The 20,735-nt window shown below is 69.3% G+C and carries 20 protein-coding genes and 1 pseudogene; 16 read left to right on the top strand and 5 right to left on the bottom strand.

Translation table 11 applies throughout. The annotated features are described in order from the left end of the window. Positions 1-302: 302 nt before the first annotated feature. The 5 genes from pstS (at position 303) to phoU (ending at position 4,919) form a co-directional block, all read left to right on the top strand. Positions 303-1,412 (top strand): phosphate ABC transporter substrate-binding protein PstS, encoded by a 1,110-nt coding sequence (pstS, locus tag ERL55_RS06770; RefSeq protein WP_100323105.1) that lies wholly within the window; start codon positions 303-305, stop codon positions 1,410-1,412. Between the two features lie 21 nt (positions 1,413-1,433). Then, complete coding sequence (gene pstC, locus ERL55_RS06765) at positions 1,434-2,408, top strand: phosphate ABC transporter permease subunit PstC (RefSeq protein ID WP_100323106.1); 975 nt, start codon at positions 1,434-1,436, stop codon at positions 2,406-2,408. Beyond that, a complete protein-coding gene (gene pstA, locus ERL55_RS06760) occupies positions 2,408-3,292 on the top strand; it encodes a phosphate ABC transporter permease PstA (RefSeq protein ID WP_100323107.1) in 885 nt (294 codons plus the stop codon). The genes pstC and pstA overlap by 1 nt, the downstream gene beginning before the upstream one ends. Before the next feature lie 6 nt (positions 3,293-3,298). Next, complete coding sequence (pstB, locus tag ERL55_RS06755; RefSeq protein WP_241685862.1) at positions 3,299-4,153, top strand: phosphate ABC transporter ATP-binding protein PstB; 855 nt, start codon at positions 3,299-3,301, stop codon at positions 4,151-4,153. A 61-nt stretch (positions 4,154-4,214) separates the two neighbouring features. Then, on the top strand, positions 4,215-4,919 hold the full coding sequence (phoU, locus tag ERL55_RS06750) for a phosphate signaling complex protein PhoU (protein WP_100323108.1): 705 nt from the start codon (positions 4,215-4,217) through the stop codon (positions 4,917-4,919). Positions 4,920-4,982: 63 nt separating this feature from the next. Here the strand turns inward: phoU and ERL55_RS06745 are convergent, their stop codons facing one another. Continuing rightward, on the bottom strand, positions 4,983-5,564 hold the full coding sequence (locus ERL55_RS06745) for an NUDIX hydrolase (RefSeq protein ID WP_129135755.1): 582 nt from the start codon (positions 5,562-5,564) through the stop codon (positions 4,983-4,985). A gap of 167 nt (positions 5,565-5,731) precedes the next feature. Here ERL55_RS06745 and ERL55_RS06740 point away from each other — a divergent pair, with 167 nt between their 5' ends. Beyond that, positions 5,732-7,201 carry an amino acid permease gene (locus tag ERL55_RS06740; RefSeq protein WP_129135754.1) on the top strand — a complete coding sequence of 490 codons (1,470 nt, stop codon included), beginning with the start codon at positions 5,732-5,734 and terminating at the stop codon, positions 7,199-7,201. An 84-nt stretch (positions 7,202-7,285) separates the two neighbouring features. Beyond that, the gene (locus tag ERL55_RS06735) at positions 7,286-8,587 is read left to right on the top strand and encodes an amino acid permease (protein ID WP_164972135.1); all 1,302 of its coding nucleotides are present in this window, start codon (positions 7,286-7,288) and stop codon (positions 8,585-8,587) included. Positions 8,588-8,683: 96 nt separating this feature from the next. On the opposite strand, the pseudogene ERL55_RS06730 reads toward ERL55_RS06735, so the two are convergent. Next, positions 8,684-10,014, bottom strand: a pseudogene (locus tag ERL55_RS06730) (dicarboxylate/amino acid:cation symporter). A gap of 101 nt (positions 10,015-10,115) precedes the next feature. Here ERL55_RS06730 and ERL55_RS06725 point away from each other — a divergent pair. From ERL55_RS06725 to ERL55_RS06710, 4 genes are all read left to right on the top strand, one after another. Then, positions 10,116-10,757, top strand: a complete 642-nt coding sequence (locus ERL55_RS06725; RefSeq protein ID WP_129135752.1) for a methylthioribulose 1-phosphate dehydratase — start codon at positions 10,116-10,118, stop codon at positions 10,755-10,757. Positions 10,758-10,866: 109 nt separating this feature from the next. Further along, the gene (locus ERL55_RS06720; protein WP_129135751.1) at positions 10,867-11,415 is read left to right on the top strand and encodes an acireductone dioxygenase; all 549 of its coding nucleotides are present in this window, start codon (positions 10,867-10,869) and stop codon (positions 11,413-11,415) included. A 13-nt stretch (positions 11,416-11,428) separates the two neighbouring features. Continuing rightward, positions 11,429-12,124 (top strand): acireductone synthase, encoded by a 696-nt coding sequence (gene mtnC, locus ERL55_RS06715; RefSeq protein WP_206733403.1) that lies wholly within the window; start codon positions 11,429-11,431, stop codon positions 12,122-12,124. Continuing rightward, complete coding sequence (locus ERL55_RS06710; RefSeq protein WP_129135749.1) at positions 12,121-13,017, top strand: C13 family peptidase; 897 nt, start codon at positions 12,121-12,123, stop codon at positions 13,015-13,017. The genes mtnC and ERL55_RS06710 overlap by 4 nt, the downstream gene beginning before the upstream one ends. A 102-nt stretch (positions 13,018-13,119) precedes the next feature. Here the strand turns inward: ERL55_RS06710 and ERL55_RS06705 are convergent, their stop codons facing one another. Next, entirely contained in the window at positions 13,120-14,628 is a 1,509-nt protein-coding gene (locus ERL55_RS06705) for a calcineurin-like phosphoesterase C-terminal domain-containing protein (RefSeq protein WP_129135748.1), read from the bottom strand. A 199-nt stretch (positions 14,629-14,827) separates the two neighbouring features. On the opposite strand from ERL55_RS06705, the gene ERL55_RS06700 reads away from it, so the two are divergent. Next, on the top strand, positions 14,828-15,472 hold the full coding sequence (locus ERL55_RS06700; RefSeq protein ID WP_129135747.1) for a mechanosensitive ion channel family protein: 645 nt from the start codon (positions 14,828-14,830) through the stop codon (positions 15,470-15,472). Between the two features lie 117 nt (positions 15,473-15,589). On the opposite strand, the gene ERL55_RS06695 is transcribed toward ERL55_RS06700, so the two are convergent. Beyond that, positions 15,590-15,856: a DksA/TraR family C4-type zinc finger protein gene (locus tag ERL55_RS06695; RefSeq protein ID WP_129135746.1), complete on the bottom strand. Its 267-nt coding sequence runs from the start codon at positions 15,854-15,856 to the stop codon at positions 15,590-15,592. Positions 15,857-16,008: 152 nt separating this feature from the next. Between ERL55_RS06695 and ERL55_RS06690 the strand changes: the two genes are divergently transcribed. From ERL55_RS06690 to ERL55_RS06675, 4 genes are read left to right on the top strand one after another with little or no spacing between them, the layout of a single operon-like run. Continuing rightward, complete coding sequence (locus tag ERL55_RS06690; protein WP_129135745.1) at positions 16,009-16,401, top strand: hypothetical protein; 393 nt, start codon at positions 16,009-16,011, stop codon at positions 16,399-16,401. A 27-nt stretch (positions 16,402-16,428) separates the two neighbouring features. Beyond that, entirely contained in the window at positions 16,429-17,718 is a 1,290-nt protein-coding gene (locus tag ERL55_RS06685; RefSeq protein WP_129135744.1) for a TIGR03862 family flavoprotein, read from the top strand. A gap of 38 nt (positions 17,719-17,756) precedes the next feature. Then, positions 17,757-18,062, top strand: a complete 306-nt coding sequence (locus tag ERL55_RS06680; RefSeq protein ID WP_129135743.1) for a DUF2388 domain-containing protein — start codon at positions 17,757-17,759, stop codon at positions 18,060-18,062. Between the two features lie 32 nt (positions 18,063-18,094). Continuing rightward, the gene (locus ERL55_RS06675; protein WP_129135742.1) at positions 18,095-19,870 is read left to right on the top strand and encodes a DUF4105 domain-containing protein; all 1,776 of its coding nucleotides are present in this window, start codon (positions 18,095-18,097) and stop codon (positions 19,868-19,870) included. 14 nt (positions 19,871-19,884) lie between these two features. On the opposite strand, the gene ERL55_RS14905 is transcribed toward ERL55_RS06675, so the two are convergent. Beyond that, the gene (locus ERL55_RS14905; protein ID WP_206733385.1) at positions 19,885-20,691 is read right to left on the bottom strand and encodes a hypothetical protein; all 807 of its coding nucleotides are present in this window, start codon (positions 20,689-20,691) and stop codon (positions 19,885-19,887) included. Positions 20,692-20,735 lie beyond the last annotated feature (44 nt).

Below are 20,735 nucleotides of genomic sequence, written 5' to 3'. Positions count from 1 at the left end.
GCTGCGTTTCGCCTGTCAGACCTGCCCGCACGCCCGGCACCACGTGGCGGGCGTTGGACGTCCGTTGCGCCAGCAGGCAGGCAATCGACAGCGTTCTTCTCTCTCCCCTCCCTTGGCGGGCCTCCGGGCCCGTTTTTTTTTGCGCCAGGGGCGGTAGATGGTCCGGCGCACCGGCCATGGCCGGTGCGCCGGAGCCGCATGGTCGGCGGTCCGCGCCCGGCAATGTAATCAAGCTGAAACAAAAACATCATTTTATATGCGCATCCGCCGGTCAGCCGGCCTTCCATGAATCCGGAGTGCTCATGAACCTCTCCCGAGCCGGTCTGGCGACCCTGGCCCTGTCGATCACCATCGGCCTGGCTGCCTGCCAGCCTTCCGACAACGCCGGGAACGCAACCGGTGCACCCTCCGCGGACGGCACCGCCACCCGGGGCAGCGGTAATCGCGTGGTGGCCGAGATTTCCGGCGCCGGCGCTTCCTTCATCTTCCCGCTGGTGTCCAAGTGGTCGGCGGACTACAACGCCGCTACCGGCCACCGCGTCAATTACCAGTCGATCGGATCGGGTGGTGGTATCGCCCAGATCAAGGCCGGCACGGTCGACTTCGGTTCCTCGGACCGTCCGCTCGACAGCAATGAGCTTTCGCAGGCGGGCCTGGGCCAGTTTCCGTCCGCGATCGGCGGCGTGGTCCCCGTGGTGAACATCGAAGGCCTCGCACCCGGCCAGTTGCGCCTGGACGGCCCGACCCTTGCGCGCATTTTCCTGGGCGAGATCACCACGTGGAACGATCCGGCGATCGTGGCGCTCAACGGGGGCACCTCGCTGCCCAGCGGCAAGATCAGCATCGTCCACCGCTCCGACGGCTCCGGCACCACGTTCAACTTCACCAACTACCTGTCCAAGGTCAGCCCGGAATGGAAGTCCAGGGTCGGCGAAGGCACTACGGTCCAGTGGTCGACCGGCGTGGGCGGCAAGGGCAATGAAGGCGTGGCCTCGTACGTGCAGCAGATCCGCGGCTCGATCGGCTACGTGGAACTGGCCTACGCGCTGCAGAACAGCATGCCCTACGCCTCGCTGCGCAATGCCGCCGGCAACTGGGTGGAACCCAGTGAAGCAAGCTTCGCCGCGGCCGCCGAGACCGCGGACTGGGCGAACGCGCAGGACTTCAACCTGGTGATCACCGACGCCCCGGGCGCCGAGGCCTGGCCGATCACCGCCACCAACTTCATGCTGATGCACAAGCAGCCGCGCGATGCGGAGCGCGCGCGCGCGACGCTCGAGTTCTTCCAGTGGGCGTTCGCCAACGGCAAGACCCAGGCCGCCGAGCTCCACTACGTGCCGTTGCCCGAGCCGCTTGTGCAGCAGGTGCAGGCGTACTGGCAGAGCGAGTTCGGCTTCCAGCCGCAGCAGTAAGGACCGGCCGACAGCCTGCGCATGAACGCGATTTCCATCCCCGAGTCGCGGCCGGCCCCCACCGGTCGCGACATCCGCGATGCACGTGCGGACCGCCTGTTCCGCTGGGTACTCACCGGCACCGTGGTGTTCGTGCTGGTGGCGCTGGCCAGTGCCGCGCTTTCGATGCTGTGGGGCGGGCGTGACGTACTGGCCAGCCAGGGGCTGAGCTTTTTCTACTCGGCCGACTGGAACCCCGTCGAGAACAGGTACGGCGCCCTCGTGCCGATCTACGGCACGATCGTCACCGCGATGATCGCCATGTTGATCGGCGTGCCGGTGAGTTTCGGGATCGCGTTCTTCCTCACCGAGGTGGCGCCGCGCTGGATGCGTGGCCCGGTCGGCACCGCGATCGAACTGCTCGCCGGCATTCCCTCGATCATCTACGGCATGTGGGGTCTGTTCGTGCTGGTGCCGGTGATGACCGAGTACGTCACTCCCTGGCTCAACGACCACCTCGGCACCGTGCCCGGCATCGGCGTGCTGTTCCGGGGCCCGCCGCTGGGCATCGGCATGCTCACCGCCGGCTTCGTCCTGGCAATCATGATCATCCCGTTCATCTCGTCGGTGATGCGCGAGGTGTTCCTGACGGTCCCCACGCGGCTCAAGGAATCCGCCTATGCGCTCGGTGCGACGAAGTGGGAAGTCAGCTGGGACATCGTGCTGCCCTACACCCGGTCCGCGGTGATCGGCGGCGTGTTCCTCGGCCTGGGTCGTGCGCTGGGCGAGACGATGGCGGTGGCGTTCGTCATCGGCAATTCGGTCCGCCTGACGCCGTCCCTCCTCGAGCCGGGCACCACGATCGCGGCGCTGATCGCCAATGACTTCGGCGAGGCTACGGAGACCTACCGCTCGGCGCTGCTGCTGCTCGGCTTCGTGCTGTTCCTGGTGACGTTCGTGGTGCTCGCGATCGCCCGGTTCATGCTCATGCAACTGTCGCGCCGGGAGGGCACATGATGGCCGCGAACGGGAGCCACGTCGCGCGCGGATCCGATGCGCTCTACCTGCGCCGGCGCATCCGCAACGTCATCGCCATCGTGCTGTCCGTGCTCACCGCATGCTTCGGCCTGTTCTTCCTCGGCTGGATCCTCTGGACGCTGGTGGCCAAGGCGGCCGGCGGCATCAACATCGAGCTCTTCACGCAGATGACGCCGCCGCCGATGGTCGAAGGCGGCCTGCTCAACGCGTTCTTCGGAAGTGCGGTGATGTGCGCCCTGGCGATCGGCATCGGCACGCCGCTGGGCGTGGCCGCGGGAACGTGGCTCGCCGAGTACGGCGGCGCACGCAAGATCGGCATCGTGGTGCGTTTCGTCAACGACATCCTGCTGTCGGCACCGTCGATCGTGCTCGGACTGTTCGTCTACACCCTGTTCGTGATGCAGACCGGGGGCCGCTTCTCGGGACTCGCCGGCGCGATCGCCCTGGCCTTCATCGTATTGCCGGTGGTGGTACGCACCACCGACGAAATGCTGCGCCTGGTCCCGACGCAGATGCGCGAGGCCGCACTGTCGTTGGGCATTCCGCAGTGGAAGGTCATCGTGCAGGTGCTGTACCGGAGCGCGATGGCAGGTATCGTGACCGGCGTGCTGCTGGCCCTGGCCCGCATTTCGGGCGAAACCGCGCCACTGCTGTTCACCGCCTTCGGCAACCAGTACTGGAACAGCGACATCATGCGTCCGATGGCGAGCGTTCCGGTGGTGATGTACCAGTACGCCGGCAGCCCGTATGAATCCTGGCAGCAGCTTGCGTGGGCCGGCGCACTGGTGCTGACCGCGTTCGTGCTGGTTGTCAGCCTGCTCGCACGCGTGCTGCTGCTGCGCAACCGCATCACCAACGACTGACCCGCCATGACCTTCCTCGCGACGGACCTGTCCATGAACGAATCCACCGCCCACGCGCCGCAGCGGATCCAGCTCGCGACGCCCGAACGCGCGACGCAGGCCGATGCTCCGGTGAAGATCGCCGCACGCAACCTGGACTTCCATTACGGCAAGTTCCACGCGCTCAAGGGCATCAACATCGAGATTCCGGAGAAGCGGGTCACGGCGATGATCGGGCCGTCGGGCTGCGGCAAATCCACCCTGCTTCGCGTCTTCAACCGAATCTACGCCCTCTATCCCGGCATGCAGGCCAGCGGCGAGGTGCTGCTGGACGGCGAGAACGTGCTCGCGCCGAAGTATCCGCTCAACCGCCTGCGCAGCAAGGTCGGCATGGTGTTCCAGAAGCCGGTGCCGTTCCCGATGACGATCTACGAGAACATCGCCTACGCGATCCGCCACCACGAGAAGCTGTCCAGGGCGCAGATGCACGAGCGCGTCGAACTCGCCCTGCGGCAGGCGGCGCTGTGGGACGAGGTGAAGGACAAGCTCGGCCAGAACGCGCTCGGCCTGTCCGGTGGCCAGCAGCAGCGCCTGTGCATCGCACGCGCCGTGGCGCTGCGGCCCGACGTGCTGCTCCTCGACGAGCCGACGTCCGCGCTGGACCCGATCTCCACCAGCCGCATCGAGCAACTGGTGGAGGAGCTCAAGCGCGACTACACGATCGTCATCGTCACCCACAACATGCAACAGGCCGCGCGCGTCTCGGACTTCACCGCCTTCATGTACCTCGGGGACATGATCGAGCACGACACCACGCAGGCGATCTTCTCCAACCCCTCGAAGCAGCAGACCGAGGACTACATCACCGGCCGGTTCGGCTGACGTTGCCATTCGTGCCCGCACGCTTCGCAGCCGCCCGGACCACCCCTCTCGGGAACCTCCCATGACCACGCAGCCCCACAACCATATCGTCAAGAGCTACGACGACGAACGCCAGCGCCTGCTGGCGGAGATCCTGCGGATGGGCGAAATGGCTGCGTCGCAGCTGGAAGCGGCACTCGACGTGATCGAGCGTCGTGACGACAGCGCCGCGGCGCGCGTCGTCGCCAACGACGAGGCGATCGATGCGCTGGAGAAGGAGATCAGCCATGACGTCATGCGCCTGGCGCTGCGCGGCCCGCTGGCGCGCGACCTGCGCGAGATCCTCGCGGCCCTGCGGGTGTCGTCGGACATCGAGCGGATCGGCGACTACGCGGCCAATGCCGCCAAGCGGTCGGTGGCACTCAACCAGTCACCGCCGCTGCCGCTGACCCGCGGCCTCAACGGGCTGGCCGAGCTTGCCGTGCGCCAGCTGCGCGAGGTGCTGGTGGCCTATCGCGACCTGGACGCCGACGCCGCGCAGCGGGTGCGGGAATCCGACGCCGAACTGGACGCGCGCTACACCGGTCTGTTCCGCGAGCTGCTGACCTACATGATGGAAGACGCACGCTCGATCACACCGTGCACGCACCTGCTGTTCATCGCCAAGAACCTCGAGCGTATTGGCGACCACGCCACCAACATCGCCGAGAACGTGTGGTTCCTGGTGCATGGCGACGACAGCCTGCCGCCGCGCGAGAAGCGCGATACGACCAACACCGTGGGTTGAGGCGAGAAGTTCGTCCTGGAGCGAGCGGGTACGCGGCCCTGGACGCGCGTCCATCCCGCCGCGTCACGACGTGAGCGATACCGCTTCCCTCTCCTTCCGCGCAAGCCACTTGCGCGCCATCCGCCGGAGTGAGGGGTCGGCCGCGTTGTCTGTCGCAACGCGATCGATCGGTCGCCATGCAAGCGCATGCGACTCCTCGCTGACCACGAAGTTCTCGTCTGTACCCGCCCGCACGACGTAACGCACGTCGTGGTGCCAGTGCCCGGGCACGTCGGTGCGCGCCGGGATCCAGTGCCGGTCGAGGTCGAAGATGGCCGGCTCCACCGTCAACCCGCTCAGCCCGGTTTCCTCGCAGGCTTCGCGCAGCGCCGAGGCCGCAAGGTCGCGATCGCCGTCGGCATGCCCGCCCGGCTGCAGCCAGCGGTCGAGCTTGCGGTGGTGGGTGAGCAGGGTGCGCGTGCCATCCATGCTGACCAGCCACGCCGACGCCGTGAAGTGGCCGGCGAGGCGTTCGCGCACGAAGGGATCGTCGACGTCGTCGACCAGTGCGATGAATGCGCCGGCCACATCGGCTTCTTCCGGCCAGCGGCGCGCGTAATCGGCGAAGGCCGCGAGCAGCGTCCGCGACGGTGTGTCGACAGGCATGACGAATGGCATACGGAGTGGCGGAAAGCGCACGATTATCCATGGCTTCACGCGCTTGTGATCCCGTTGCAGCTTTGGCAAGGTACGGCGGTTGCGTTCCCGGGGGGAGCGCGCACCGCAGGCGTCGGCTGCCGACGTCCCGCTCGTACTCAATGCTGGGGAACAACATGCTCAGAGACCTCTTCAGGGTCAAACCGGTCGAAGCCGCACCGCGCGTGGACGCGGGTGAACCAGTCGAAGGGAGTCTCCAGGGCGAAGCCCAACTCAAGCGCACCCTCACCGCGAAGCACCTCGTGCTGCTCGGGCTGGGCGCGGTCATCGGCGCCGGCATCTTCGTGCTGACCGGCCAGGCCGCGGCCAACCACGCCGGCCCGGCGATCATGCTGAGCTTCGTCATCGCCGGCATCGCCTGCGCCCTGGCCGGCCTGTGCTATGCCGAGTTCGCGGCGCTGCTGCCGGTCTCGGGCAGTGCGTATTCGTATTCCTATGCCACGCTGGGCGAATTCGTCGCCTGGTTCATCGGCTGGTGCCTGGTGCTCGAATACCTGTTCGCCTCCTCCACGGTGGCGGTCGGCTGGTCCGGGTATCTCGTGAGCTTCCTCACGTCGACGCTGGGCATACCCTTCCCGGCGGAGCTTGCCGGTGCGCCGATCGCCTGGGAGAACGGTGGCTTCGTGCGTACCGCCAACATCTTCAACCTGCCCGCGGTCGTCATCGTCGCCGCGGTGAGCGGGCTGTGCTATGTCGGCATCACCCAGTCCGCGTTCGTCAACGGCATCGTCGTGGCGATCAAGGTCACGGTCATCGCCGCATTCCTCGGTGTCGGCATCTTCTACGTCGATCCCGCCAACTGGACGCCCTTCATCCCGGAGAACACCGGCCCGGGCCAGTTCGGCATGGACGGCGTGTTCCGCGCGGCCACCGTGGTGTTCTTCGCCTATATCGGCTTCGACGCGGTCTCGACCGCGGCCGGCGAGGCCAAGAACCCGCAGCGCGACATGCCGATCGGCATCCTCGGTTCGCTGGCGCTGTGCACGGTGATCTACATCGCGGTCTGCGCGGTGCTGACCGGCATGACACCCTTCACCGAACTCAACACCGCCAAGCCGGTCGCGACCGCACTCGAGCCGTATGCGGAGCTCGCGTGGCTGAAGACCGCCGTCGAGATCGGCGCCATCGCCGGCCTGTCGTCGGTGATCCTGGTGATGCTGATGGCGCAGCCGCGCATCTTCTACACGATGTCGCGCGACGGCCTGCTGCCGGGGATCTTCGGCAAGGTGCACCCGAAGCACCATACCCCCTACGTCGGCACGATCATCGTCGGCATCGCCGCGTGCCTGCTGGCGGGCCTGATGCCGCTGAGCGTGCTCGGCGAACTGGTGTCGATGGGCACCCTGGTCGCGTTCGCCACTGTGTGCCTGGGCGTGCTGGTGCTGCGCCGTACGCGCCCCGAACTGCACCGGCCGTTCCGCGTTCCGGCGGCATCGATCATCTGCCCGCTCGGCTTCCTGGCCTGCATGTTCCTGTTCTTCCAGTCCTTCCTGGAACACTGGCACCTGTTCACGGCGTGGACGGTCGTCGGCCTGCTGATCTACTTCTTCTACGGGCGCCGCAACAGCAAGCTCAACACCCGTTGATGCATGACCATCCCGGCCCGCCGCGTGCGGGCCGGAATGTGTTTCCCGCACCCGAAGGGTGCGCCTCTCCAGCTGGATGCGCGGATGTCCACCGTCTCCACGGCCAAGAAGATCGGCCCCGTGCTTGCGACCTTCATGGTCGCCAACAACATGATCGGCTCGGGGTTCTTCCTGCTGCCGGCCACGCTGGCCCGCTCCGGTGCAATCACCGCGCTGAGCTGGCTGCTGGCGACCTGCCTGGCGGTGGTGCTGGGCGCGGCCTTCGCCCGCCTGGCACGGCAATACCCCGAGATGAATTCGCCAGACGACTACGTGCGCCCGGTCCTGGGTCGCGACTTCGGCTTCCTCACCAGCACCCTGTACTGGGTGTCGTCGTGGATCGGCAACAACGCCATCGCGGTGGCGGCGTTCGGATACCTGATCCTGCTGCTGCCGATCGAGGATGGCTACGGCGTGCGCCTGGCCGGTCAGCTCCTGCTGATCTGGCTGATGTTCGCGCTCAACATGATGGGTCCGCGGCCGATTGCCCGCTTCCAGTCGTTCTGCGTGGTGTTCGGGCTGCTGCCGGTGGCAGCCGTGCTGATCGCCGGCTGGGCAAGCTTCGACCAGGGCATCTACCGCGCGGCCTGGAATGTCTCCGGCGAATCGGATGCGGCGGTGGTGTTCGGCTCGCTGGCGCCGATCTTCTGGGCCTTCATCGGCCTGGAAACCGGTGCGATGGTGGCCGGCGTGGTGGACGACCCCGACCGCAACGTGCCGCGCGCCACCATCGGCGGCGTGCTCATCGCCGGCACCGTGTACCTGGTGTCGTCGGTGCTGATGATGGGCATCGTGCCGGCCGACGTCCTGGCCGATTCGAGCGCTCCGTTCGCGCTGGTTGCCGGCGAGATGTTCGGCGCCTGGGCGATCCCGGTGATTGCCGCGGCCGCGGCGATCAAGGCCACCGGCACGCTGGGCGGCTGGATGCTGGTGTCGGGCGAGACCGGCGCCCGTGCGGCACAGCGTGGTTACCTGCCGGCGATCTTCGGCCGCCTGCGCGCAAACGGCTCCGCCGGCTGGGGGCTCTTCATCGTCGCGCTGTCGATGAGCGCGATCGCGGTGCTGACCATGGCCTCCACGGTCGGTGCCCAGTTCGAGGTCATCATCGAGATGGTGGTGATGCTGGTGGTGATGGCCTATGCCACCGCCGGTCTGGCGCTACTGCTGGGCACCCGCGAGCGTCCGTCGGGCCGTCGCGAGCGCATGCTGGGCATGGGCGCACTGGTGGCCTGCGGCCTGCTGGTGTGGTCGACCCCGGTCGACACCCTGATCGGCTCGCTGGTCATCGCCCTGCTCGCCTGGGCCGCCTACCGCGGCTTTGCGCGGCGCAGCCCGGACGTGCGCTGAAGCTGGCCCGCTGCGGGACGCACCACCCGAGGCGGTGAGGCGCCGTCCGGAGCCGCAAATGCTGCGGCCTCCAACTCACGACGCCGCGACGGCCTTCTAGACCCGCTCCACGCTCTGTTCCAACGCCACCACTGGCCCCGCATCCACCGGCTCGCCCATGGACACGATCGCCGCCAGCGCAAGATCGCCGGTCACGTTGAGCGTGGTCCGGCACATGTCGAGAAAATGGTTCACGCCCAGGATCAGGCCGATCCCGATCGGGTTGACGCCCACCATCGCGCAGATCAACGCGATCACCGGCAGCGAGCCCGAGGGTACGCCGGCGGTGCCGATGCCGCCGAGGATGCACACCAGCATCACCATGAACTGCTGGCCCAGCGTCAGCTCCACGCCGAAGAACTGCGCCAGGAACAGCACCGTCACGCCCTCGAACAGCGCAGTGCCGTTCTGGTTGGCGGTCGCCCCGACGGTGAGCACGAAACGCGAGACCCGCGGTGGAAGGTGCAGGTTCTCCTCCGCCACCCGCAGCGCGGTCGGCAACGTCGCGTTGCTCGACGCGGTGGAGAACGCCATCAGCATCGCTTCCTGGATGTTGCGGAAGAACGCCAGCGGCGAATGGCCGGCAAGCTTCAGCGCGATCGAATAGCTGACGAACATGTGCAGCGCGAGCGCGCCGACGACCACGCCGACGTACGCACCGAGGCGGATCAGCAACTCGAAGCCGAAGATCGCGGCCAGGTTGAACATGAAACAGAACACCGCGTACGGCGCCAGCCGGATGACCAGCCCGATCAGCGTCATCGAGACCTCGAACACCGCCTCGATCACCCGCCGCAAGGGCGCCGTCTTTTCCGCGTCGGTCAGCACGATGCCGATGCCGAACATCACCGCGAAGAACATCAGCGCAAGGATCGAGGCGTTGCTGGACGCGGCGTCGATCACGTTGCTGGGCACGATCGACAGCAGCATGTCCATGCCGCGCGGAGTGTCATCGACACTGGCGACGATCTGCTGCGTGCGCTCGGTGTTCTCGGCGATCAGTGAATTCGCAAGCACCGGGTCCACGCCGCGCCCGGGCGCAGCCAGTTGGTGGCCACCAGCCCGATCAGCACCGCAACCGTGGACAGCGCAACCGTGTAGGCCAGTGTCCTCCAGCCAATCCGGCCGAGCGAGCGCACGTCGCCCATCTCGGCGATGCCCGCCACCAGCGCCGAGAACAGCAGCGGGACGATCAGCATGAAGATCAGGTTGAGGAAGATCGTGGAGAACGGCGTGGTCACGTAGCGCGTGACCGCCTGCACCCACTCCGCATCCGCGCTGGTCAGATAGGCCACGAGGCCGGCGACGAAGCCGATGAGCATCTTCCAGTGCAGCGGGAGCCTGCGACGTGGTGCTGGCGCTGCTGCTGACGCTGACGACGACACCATGGCCATCTCTCCCCGGGACGCGGCAGCTTAGGCAGGCCGCGGCACCCACGCCAGTCCTGCCGGGCAACGGTATAGTGGCGGCTGTTCGAGGAAGTCCTGCCATGAGCGCCGTTCCATACGACACCAAGCAGCTGGCCGATGCCGCCGGCGAGATCATCGTCAACGTCCGCGAACTGGCGGCGCTCGGGTGGACGCCGGCCACCAGCAGCAACTTCTCGCAGCGCCTGGATGCCGGGCACGCTGCGATCACCATATCCGGGCGCGACAAGGGTCGCCTCACCGAGGCCGACATCATGGTGGTCGACCTCGACGGCCAGGCCGTCGGCAGCCAGCACCGCCCGTCTGCCGAGACCCTGCTGCACACCCGGCTCTACCGCCGCGATGCGGAGATCGGTTGCGTGCTGCACACGCATTCGCACAACCAGACCGTCGCCTCGCGCCTGTTCGCCGGCGAAGGCCGCGTCCGTCTCGAGGGCTACGAACTGCTGAAGGCGTTCCGTGGCAACGCCACCCACGAAGCCGCGATCGACCTGCCGGTGCTGCCCAATAGCCAGCACATGCCGACGCTTGCGGCGCTGGTCGACACCCTGCTCGACCAGACACCGATGTGGGGCTATCTGATCGATGGCCATGGCCTGTACGCCTGGGGCCGCGACATGGCGGAAGCGCGCCGCCACCTGGACGCGTTCGAGTTCCTGATCGGTTGCGAACTCGACCTGCGACGGCTGGGCGTGCGCGGCTGAACACCCCGGCCGTTGCGCGGCGTGTCGCCTTGTGTTCCGCCGGCCGCACCCCCACGCCGGACTTCAATGCACAACCTGTGCCGCCCTCTCCGCGGCCAAAGGAGCCCCGATGAGCCGACTGCGCATCTTCGCCGACGATGCCCCCGATGTTCCGCTGCTGACCAGCCACGACGGCGACGAGATCGCCCGCGAGCTGGCCCGCATCGGCGTGACCTTCGAGCGCTGGCAGGCCAGCCAGCCGGTGGCGCCGGGGGCTTCGCAGGAGGAAGTCATTGCCGCCTACCGTGACGACATCGACCGTCTGGTCGCCGAGCGCGGCTTCAACAGCGTCGACGTCATCAGCATCGCCCCCGACAACCCGAAGCGCGAGGAAATGCGCGAGAAGTTCCTCGACGAGCACTTCCACAAGGAGGACGAGGTGCGCTTCTTCGTGGCAGGCTCGGGGCTGTTCACGCTGCACGTGGATGACCGCGTCTACGAGATCGAGTGCGTCAAGGACGACCTGATCGCGGTGCCGGACGGCACCACGCACTGGTTCGACATGGGCCCGGAGCCGAACTTCGTGGCGATCCGTTTCTTCCAGCAGCCCGACGGCTGGATCGGCCATTTCACCGGCACCGACATCGCCCGGAAATTCCCGCGCTACCAGCGCGACTGAGCCCGCCATGGCCATGCTTCCGCACACCATCCTCACCGACATCGAGGGCACCACCAGCAGCATTTCCTTCGTCAAGGAGGTGCTGTTCCCGTACGCGCGCACGCGGCTGGCGGACTTCATCGCCGCCAACGCCGAAGACCGCGAGGTGCGGCGCTGGGTCGATGCCGTGGCCGGCGAGGCCGGCGTGTCCAGCGACGCCGAAGTGGTGGCGATCCTCGAGCAGTGGATCGACACCGACCGCAAGCACACCGCGCTCAAGGCGCTGCAGGGCCTGCTGTGGGCCGAGGGTTACCGCGGCGGCGACTTCACCGCGCATGTCTACCCCGATGCGGCGGAGAAGCTGCGCGCCTGGCATGCGGCAGGCCATCGGATCGCGGTGTACTCCTCGGGCTCGGTCCCGGCGCAGAAGCTCTTCTTCGGCCACAGCGATGCCGGCGACCTCGGCGCGCTGGTGTCGGCCTGGTTCGACACCGAAACCGGCGGCAAGCGCGAGGCCGCGAGCTATGCGCGCATCGCCGGGGCACTCGATGCCGCGCCGGACACCATCCTGTTCCTCTCCGACGTGGTCGAGGAACTCGACGCCGCCCGCGAAGCGGGGCTGCAGACCGTGCTGCTGGACCGCCACGAGGACTACCCGCAGCCGCGTACCGGCGACGCCACCGGCGGTCATCGCCGGGTCGAGCGTTTCGACGAAATCGACGCCGGGTGAGCGCGCGGCCCGTGCGCCGGCGATGGTCCCTGCCCGCGCTGCTGCTGTGCGCGCTGGTGGCACTGCCCGCCTGTGCGCAGCCGGTCGACGACGGATGGGCGGCGCGCGACCGCGAACTGATCGACGCGGCCCTGGCCGCGCTGCCGCCGCAGCGGCCCGGCATCACCGACCTGTACGTGCTGGGTGTTGCCGGTGACGGGCAGGAGGACGTGTTCCGCAATGAGGTCGAGCACCTGCAGCAGGTGGCGGCGACGCGCCTGGGCAATGGCGGGCGCACGCTTGCACTGGTGAACCATCCCGACAGCCTCGACGAGGCCGCGCCGCAGCCGTTGGCGACCGCTGCCAGCCTGCGCCACGCGCTTGCCGGGCTGGGCCGGGCAATGGACCCCGGGGAAGACATCCTGCTGCTGTTCGTCACCACGCACGGCAGCGAGGACCATGAACTCGCGATGGTGCTGCCGCCGATGATCGACGAGGGCATCGGCCCGGCGGACCTGCGCGCCGCACTCGACGACTCCGGCATCCGCCATCGCGTACTGGTGGTGTCGGCGTGCTTCTCCGGCGGCTTCATCGACAACCTGCAGGGCCCCGACACGCTGCTGGTCACCGCAGCCAGTGCGGACCGCCCGTCGTTCGGCTGCGGTGCCGAGGCCGAGCTGACCTACTTCGGGCGTGCCTGGCTGGTGGACGGCCTCAACGCCACTCCTGACCCCATCGCGGCCTACGACGTGGCCACCCGGGCGATCGCCAGGCGCGAACGCGAAGCCGGCTTCGAGCCTTCGCTGCCGCAGATCTCGGTCGGCTCACGCATCACCGCGCGCCTTCAACGCTGGCAGGCGACGAGGGAACCCGGGCCGCCGGTACCGTTCATGGCACCCGCAACACAGCCGTAGCCACCGCAGGCGACGCGCGATGTGCGTGCCCCGCCCCCGAGCGCAGTTGCTCCAGCTCCGGACGGCCGCGGTCAGAACGAATCAAACGCCTCGGCGTCGGCCTCAGTCGACCCACTCATCCAGCCGATAGGACGTACTTGCGCGCTGTTCGCCCTGCCAGCGGTCGAATGCCCGGACCTCGACGCGGTGCTCGCCGGCCGGCAGACCGGTCGGCAGTGCGCCTCGCCACAGATGGGTCGATGGCACCGCCTCGGGCGAGCGGTCGCGCCCGCGCAGGGCGTCGGCCAGGTCGTCGCGGGCGTTCTCGATGGTCAGCCGCGGGTCCGCTGCCTCGACGCGACGCATCGGCTGCCAATCGCCTTCGCCCACGCGGAACTCGACCCGCGTGTCCGGCAGCCCCATGTAGACGTTGGCGTACACGCCCCAGGCCGGATAGGCCCCGCGGCGCAGGACACGCGGCGCATGCAGGCCCATCGCGGTGGTGGCATCGCCGCCGTCGCCCACGCGCGCCGGATGCCAGGCAAGCGCGTAGTCGCCACCGCTGTGAACCAGCAGCGTCGCATGGCCGTTGGGCGTGCCGTCGGCCATGGTGGCGTCCGGAATGCCGGCGGCATCCGGCGCCCCGCTCCAGAACGCACCGCTGACCGCGCCGACGTTGAACTCGTGCAGCGGCTTCGCGCCGGACCATCCGCTGGCAGCGTCGTGGAACACATGCTGCAGCGTGTGGCGATGGCCACTCAGCACCAGCACCCGCGGGTGCGTGGCCAACAGGTCGTACAGGCGCTGGCGATCGGCGGGCCGGAAGGTCTCGCGTCCGGCCGGGGCATCGAACAGCGGCACGTGCATCAGCACCACCAGCAGGCGGTCGCGCGCCACGGTCGGCAGGTAGGCCTTGAGGAAATCGAACTGGTCGGGCCGCAGGCCGCCGGTGTAGCCGGAGCTGCCGGCGGGCTGTGCAATGACGTTGTCCAGGCCCACGAAGACCGCTTCCGGCTCCTCCCAGGCGAAGGTGTCCGGGCCGTAGACCGCCTGGAAGCTGTGCAGCGAGCGGGCGTCATCGGCGGGATCGAGATCGTGGTTGCCGGCCACGTGCAGCCATGGAAGCCCGAGCATGGTGGTCACCGCGTTGATCGCGGGATACAGCGACAGGTCGTCGTTGGCGACATCGCCGAGGGTCACCCCCAGCGCAGCCGTATGACGCCCGACCAGCGGTGCGACCACGTCGTCACGGTAGTAGCCGACCTCACGCAGGTCGCTGGTCTGCGGATCCGAGAACACCAGCACTTCCAGCGCGTCGCGCGTCACCGGCTCCGGACGCAGCACGAAGCTGCAGTCCGTGGCGTCGGGCTGTCGCCAGAAATCGGGCAGGCCCTCTCCGTTTGCGGGTGCCACGTGGCCCGCCGGCTTGATGACGAATACCGGAGCCTGCGGCGCCGCGGCGAACGCGAAGCGCCCATCGTCGCCGGTCGTGACGAGCTGTCTTCCATCCGAGACCCGGACCGCGGCGATGCCATCGCCGTCCGGATCGACGACGCGACCCTCCATGCAACTGGCGGCGACGTTGCCGCTGATCGCGGACAGCAGGAGAACGGACAGGATCGGTGTGCGCATCGCGAGTCGTGCAATGGAAACGAACCGGCATTATGCGATCGCGCGACGACGGCACGTCGATCGACACGGACCACGTGGTCGCCGTGCCTCGGCGACGACGACCGCCGTACTGCCCGTCGACGTGGATCATGTCGCGGACAACGGCCGTTGCCGGCATGCGCCTTCTACAATGGCCGGTCCCTGACGACGGAACCCCCGAATGCGCCACACACTGCTGCCCGGCTGGTGGACAGGCTGGCTGGGCGTGATCGTGCCCCTCGCCCAGGTGGCGCTGGTGCTGCTGGTGGCGTGGCTGCTGCAGCGGCTGGTCCACCGCGTCGTGCTGCGCGTCAACGCACGCTACGACCTGCCGCCGCAGCTCGCGGTGGGTACCCGCCGGGTGCTCGGCTTCGTCATCTATGCCGCGGCCATCATGCTGATCCTCGAGCGGCTCGGCGTGTCCGGGACCGTGCTGTGGACGGCGTTCACCGGTTTCGCGGCGGTGGCAGCGGTTGCGTTCTTCGCGGCCTGGAGCGTGCTGTCGAACATCTTCTGCACCATCCTGATCTTCACCACACGCCCGTTCCGCCTGTTCGACCACGTCGAACTGCTGGAGAACGGTGAGAAGCCCGGGCTCCGCGGGCGCGTGGTCGACATCAACCTCGTCTACACCACGCTGCACGAGACCGGCGCCGAGGGTGCGGGGACCATCCTGCTGGTGCCGAACAACCTGTTCTTCCAGCGCACGGTGCGGCGCTGGCGCGGGCCGCCGCCGGCACTGCCGCGCCTGCCGGGCCTGCAGGCGGACGGCGCCGATGCCCGTGCCGCAACCGCACGCGGCGGCGCACTCGACCTCGACGATTGAGCATGACCCCTGGCGACGTGCGGTTCCGATCCGGCCGGGCATGTCGGCCGGCTTCGCAGGCCACGTCCGGCGCGATTCCATCCAGCGCACACCGGCCTGTCCGGAACGCATCCCGCCCTACCGCAGCTGGCTGTCCTTGCTGCCACGCCGGTTGTAGCCGCTGGCCGCGAGTTGCTCGCGGTCTTCGGCTTCCTGGCAGCGCACGCACAGGCGCACGCCGGGCACGGCCTTCCGGCGCGCTTCCGGGATCGGCGCCTCGCACTCCTCGCAGTGGGTCAGGCCCGGCCCTTGGCGCAGCTGGCTGCGCGCACGCTTGATCGCATCCTCGACGGTGGCGTCGATCTGCTCCTGCACGGCGCCATCGCCGGCCCATCCGGTTGCCATGTCCCAGCCTCCGCATCGCTCGGGAACCCCACCATATGGGGCCGCCCGTGACGCCGGCAACGTGATTCCGCTACGACGTTCAGCTGCGGCCCTGCCATCGCCCCGTTACGATGGGTGCCGGCCAGATGGCGCTGCCAGCGGATCCACCCTGCATGTCCCGATTCTCCAAGGCGCGTCGCGATGCCCGGCGCAAGGACGAACCCGCGCGACCGATCCGCCGCCTCGGCGATCCGCTGCGCCTGCAGGCCCGCCTGGCCGAACCGGGTGGCGAGACCGTCGCCGCCGCTGCCTTGCGCGATGGCGAGTGGCTGCTGCTGCTCGACGGCCGCACCGCGGCGCGTACCGACAGCGCGGCGATGGTGCTGGCGATGCTGCGCCATATCGCCCGTCGGCACGCCGCGGGCGAGGCCGGACTGCAGCTGCGCTGCTCGCCGCAGTTGCGCGCGGCGGCGGCCGACGAGGCCGCAGCGCACGCGCGTACGCTGACCGAACATCTCGACGCCCTGGAAGCGGAGCGTCAGACCCGGCACGTGACGGTGTCCTGATCGCCGTCGCGCGCCGATAATGGCGCCATGTCCGAAAGCCACCCGTCCGCCCTGCCCGGCGTCGCCATCGTCGGTGGCGGCCCGGCCGGCCTGATCGCTGCCGAAGTCCTGCGAGCCGCCGGGGTCGAGGTCGACCTGTTCGAAGCCAGGGGCTCGGTCGGCCGCAAGTTCCTGATCGCCGGCAAGGGCGGTCTCAACCTCACCCATTCCGAGCCGTTCGATGCATTCGTGGCGCGCTATGGCGCGCGCCGTGCGGCGGTGGCCGGCTGGCTGCAGCGCTTCGATGCCGACGCGTTGCGCGAGTGGGCCCGCGGGCACGGCGTCGAGACCTTCGTCGGCAGTTCCGGGCGGGTGTTTCCAAGCGATCTCAAGGCCGCCCCGCTGCTGCGCGGCTGGGTGCGGCGCCTGCGCGAATCCGGCGTGCGCTTCCACGTGCAGCACCGCTGGCTGGGCTGGGACGAAGACGGCGCACTGCGCTTCCAGACCGCGCAGGGCGAGCGCCGCCTGCAGGCGCGCGCCACCCTGCTCGCCCTGGGCGGCGCCAGCTGGCCACAGCTGGGCTCCGACGGCGCGTGGGTGGCACCGCTGCAGCAGGCCGGCATCGCCGTCGCTCCGCTGGAACCGGCCAACTGCGGCTTCGATGCCGGCTGGAGCACGCACTTCGCCGAACGCCACGCCGGCGCCCCGCTGAAACCGGTGGTGCTGCACTGGACCGACCTCCACGGCAGCGCACGGCAGCTGCAGGGCGAGTGCGTGGTGACCGCGACCGGCATCGAAGGCAGCGCGATCTACGCGATCGCCGCCGACCTGCGCGACGCCATCGCCCGCGACGGCGAAACCACCCTGTGGCTGGACCTGGTACCCGGCCGCGACGCTGCGCGGCTGGCGGCCGACCTCGCGCGTCCGCGCGGCAAGCGCAGCGCCAGCGAGCACCTGCGCCGCAACGCCGGCATCGATGGCGTGCGCGCCGGCCTGCTGCGCGAAGTCGCGGGCGCGGCATTGCCCGACGATCCGCATGCGCGGGCGACGCTGCTCAAGCGCCTGCCGGTGCGCCTGCTTCGCGCGCGGCCGGTGGCCGAGGCGATCAGCACGGCAGGCGGCGTGCGACTGGAAGCGCTCGACGCCGCACTGATGGCGCAGGCCCGGCCAGGCGTGTTTCTGGCTGGCGAGATGCTCGACTGGGAAGCCCCGACCGGCGGCTACCTGCTGACCGCCTGCTTCGCCAGCGGCGTGGTTGCCGCCGAAGGCATGCTCGCCTGGCTGGCAGATCATGGAACCGCGACCCCGGCCCGCGGCGCCGACACGGCAATGCGCTAGGCTGCCGCCGCCACTCCTGCACGTTCCCGGACCTCATCATGCGCCGCATTGCCGTCACGCCCGCCCTTCTCCTGGCCATCCTCGCGGCTCCCGCCGCGGCGTCGAGCTTCGCCGGCACCTCGGCCGGCGCCACATCGGGCGGCGTGTCGGCCTCGAGCGGCAGCACCTCCGGCAACGACAAGGTGCTGGTGGAAGCGCGCAGCGACGCCGCCAGCTTCGTGGCCACCGACGGCCGCATCCGTGGCGTGCGCCTGGAAGCGGCGCTGCGCCACCTGCGTGCACAATCCGACGCCGCACGCGACGCCAGTGACCTCGCGCTCGCGAGGAGCATCCTCGCGCTGTGAGCCGTGTTCGCCGCACGGGTGCGGGCTGCAGGGTGCTGTCCATACTCGCGCTGTTGCTGGCCGTCCAGGTACACGCCGCGGCGTTGCCGATCACGCCGGCACCCACCGATGCCGCCACTCACGCCGCCGTCGGCGCACTGCTCGAACGCGCCGGGGACGTACTGCCGTCCGCGCTGCAGGCGCAGTTGCCGCCATTGCGCCTGGAGGTGGTCGATACCCTGCCCGCACATGTGCAGGGCCGGCAGCACGCGCACCGGATCCGGCTGCCACGACGGCTGGTCCTCGCACCCGCGGCCGACGGCGACGCCGATCCCGCACTGGCGGCGCTGCTGCACGAGATCGCGCATGTGCTCGACGCCCGGCTGCGGCTGTCACGCGATCCGCGGCTGCTCGATCTCGCCGGCTGGCAGCTGCGGCCGCGGCGGTTCGGCCTGCGCAACGCAGACAACCCGCTGCGCGACCGCAGCCCCGATCCGTACGAGCTGCACAGCCCGGCGGAATTCGTCGCGGTCAACTTCGAGCACTTCCTTCTGGATCCGGACTACCGCTGCCGTCGGCCGGCGCTGCATCGCCATCTCGCCATGCGGCTCGGGGTCGACAGTGAACACGCACCACTACGGCCGTGTGCGGATGCACTGCCGTTCGTGACCGCGAGCGAACACGGCGATCACCCGCCGCTGGACGCGCTCGACCCGGCGCGCGTGCACGCGGTCGAGTACCTGTTCGCCGAGCCCACGCATGCGCCGATGAGCCGCTGGGGCCACAGCATGTTGCGGCTGGTGGTGTGCGCGCCCGGCCGCACGCCCGGGCCGGACTGCCGTTTCGACCTTGCGCACCACCGCGTGCTGTCGTTCCGCGCGTTCGTCGACGACGTGCAGATCTCCAGCTGGCGCGGGCTCACCGGGCACTATCCGTCGCGATTGTTCGTGCTGCCGTTGTCGCAGGTGGTCGAGGAATACACGCAGGTCGAGCTGCGCGGCCTGCGCGCGGTGCCGCTGCGGCTGCAGCAGGCGGAAATCGCGGCCTTGATCGAACGTGCGGCGCAGCTGCACTGGAACTACGACGGGCGCTACAGCTTCCTGGGCAACAACTGCGCGACCGAGACCTTCAAGCTGCTGCATGACGCCGTGCCACGCCTGGCGTCCGCGCGACTGGCGGCGATCACGCCGAGCGGGTTGCTGCGCAAGCTGGAACATCGCGGCATCGCCGATGCCTCGGTGCTTGCCGACACGGACAAAGCCATCCGGCACGGCCATCTCTTCCCCGCTGCGGACGCCCACTACCAGGCGCTGTTCGACGTGGCCGATGGCATGCTCGACCTGCCCGCACGCGACGCCCGTGCATGGCTGGCACTTGAAGCCGGTACGCGTACGCCGTGGCTGCAGCGTGGCGACCTGCGCAGCACCGCCGCGTTGCTGGTGCTGGAGGAGGCGGCGCTGCGCCGCGCGGAACTGCGCGCGCGTGACGCCCTGAAACACCGGCTGCTGCGCGCCGGCGACGCGGACGCAGCCGCCGCCCGCGACCTGGCCGAGGAGGTCCTCGCGGCCGAGGGCGTGCTGGTGCGCCCGGCGATGCTGCTGGCCCGGGTGCCGGGCTATGGACTGCCGCAGGCGGAGGAGCTGACGGTCGCCGGCGAACGGGCGGCGGCGCTCGATTCCGCACGGAGCGAACGGTCCGGCGACCTGCACGCACGTGCGCAGGCGATGCTGCCGACTGCATTGGCCGACGAACTGGCGGTGATTCGCGCCAACGTCGGCGGAACCGCCGCACGCCTGCGCCGCCTCAGCACCGGGGACGCGGCGTCGTAACGACTCCGCCCCCATCACCTCGCGCAACGCACCCGCTGCAGCTGCAGTCCGTCGGGGCCGGTGATTTCGAGCGTATCGGCGTCGCGCAGGCGCAGGCGCTGTTCGGCTTCCCACTGCTCGCCCTCGCCCACATAGGCGAACACCACGGTCGCGATATCCTCGCCTTCGGGATGCACCGCGCGCGGGGTTCCCACGCTCTCGTGGAAGTGGATTGCATCCGCGGCGATCGTGATGCCCTCGATGCTGGCCGGCTCGGTGCAGGCGGCCACATCCGGCGCCCAGCGGCCGGTGAACGCGGCCGGCAACGTCGGCATGTCGCGCTGCTCATCCGGCTCACCCGGCGCCGGCATCGACGCCGGGCGCGCGCACCCTGGATGCGGCCCGTCGCCGTTGACGGTCAGCTCGCCCGAGAACGGAAACGCCGCGCCGGACATGCTGTCCTCGCAGGGCGAGACCCGCACCACCGCCTCGACGCTGCCCGCGGTGTCACGGGCGATAATCGTGCGCGTGTCCCCCTCCACGGTGGAGCGCTCCACCGCCAGCCGGCGCTCACCGACGTCGACGCCGGTCAACACCAGTTCGCGACCGTCGACCCGCGCCTGCAGGAACGGCTCGTTGGTGGCGATGACCAGATCCTGCTGCAGCACGGACCCGTCGCCCACCGCAACGGCCGGAGGCAGCTGCGGCGGCGGCGCGTCGCCGACGTTCCGCGTCGGCTCACCGCATCCGCCCAGCAGCGTGCACAACCCTGCAGCGATCAGGTACCGGAACCGGTGCATGGTGTCGTCCTCCAGGTCGGGGATCGACAGGGTAATCGCCACGACGCCCGCTCCGCACCGTGCCCACGACACCCCGTCCAGGCCGA

This window comes from Luteimonas sp. YGD11-2, assembly GCF_004118975.1.
GTDB classification, from domain to species: domain Bacteria; phylum Pseudomonadota; class Gammaproteobacteria; order Xanthomonadales; family Xanthomonadaceae; genus Luteimonas; species Luteimonas muca.
The sequence above is the reverse complement of the archived record's forward strand: the minus strand, read 5'-3'. Positions and strand labels throughout refer to the sequence as shown.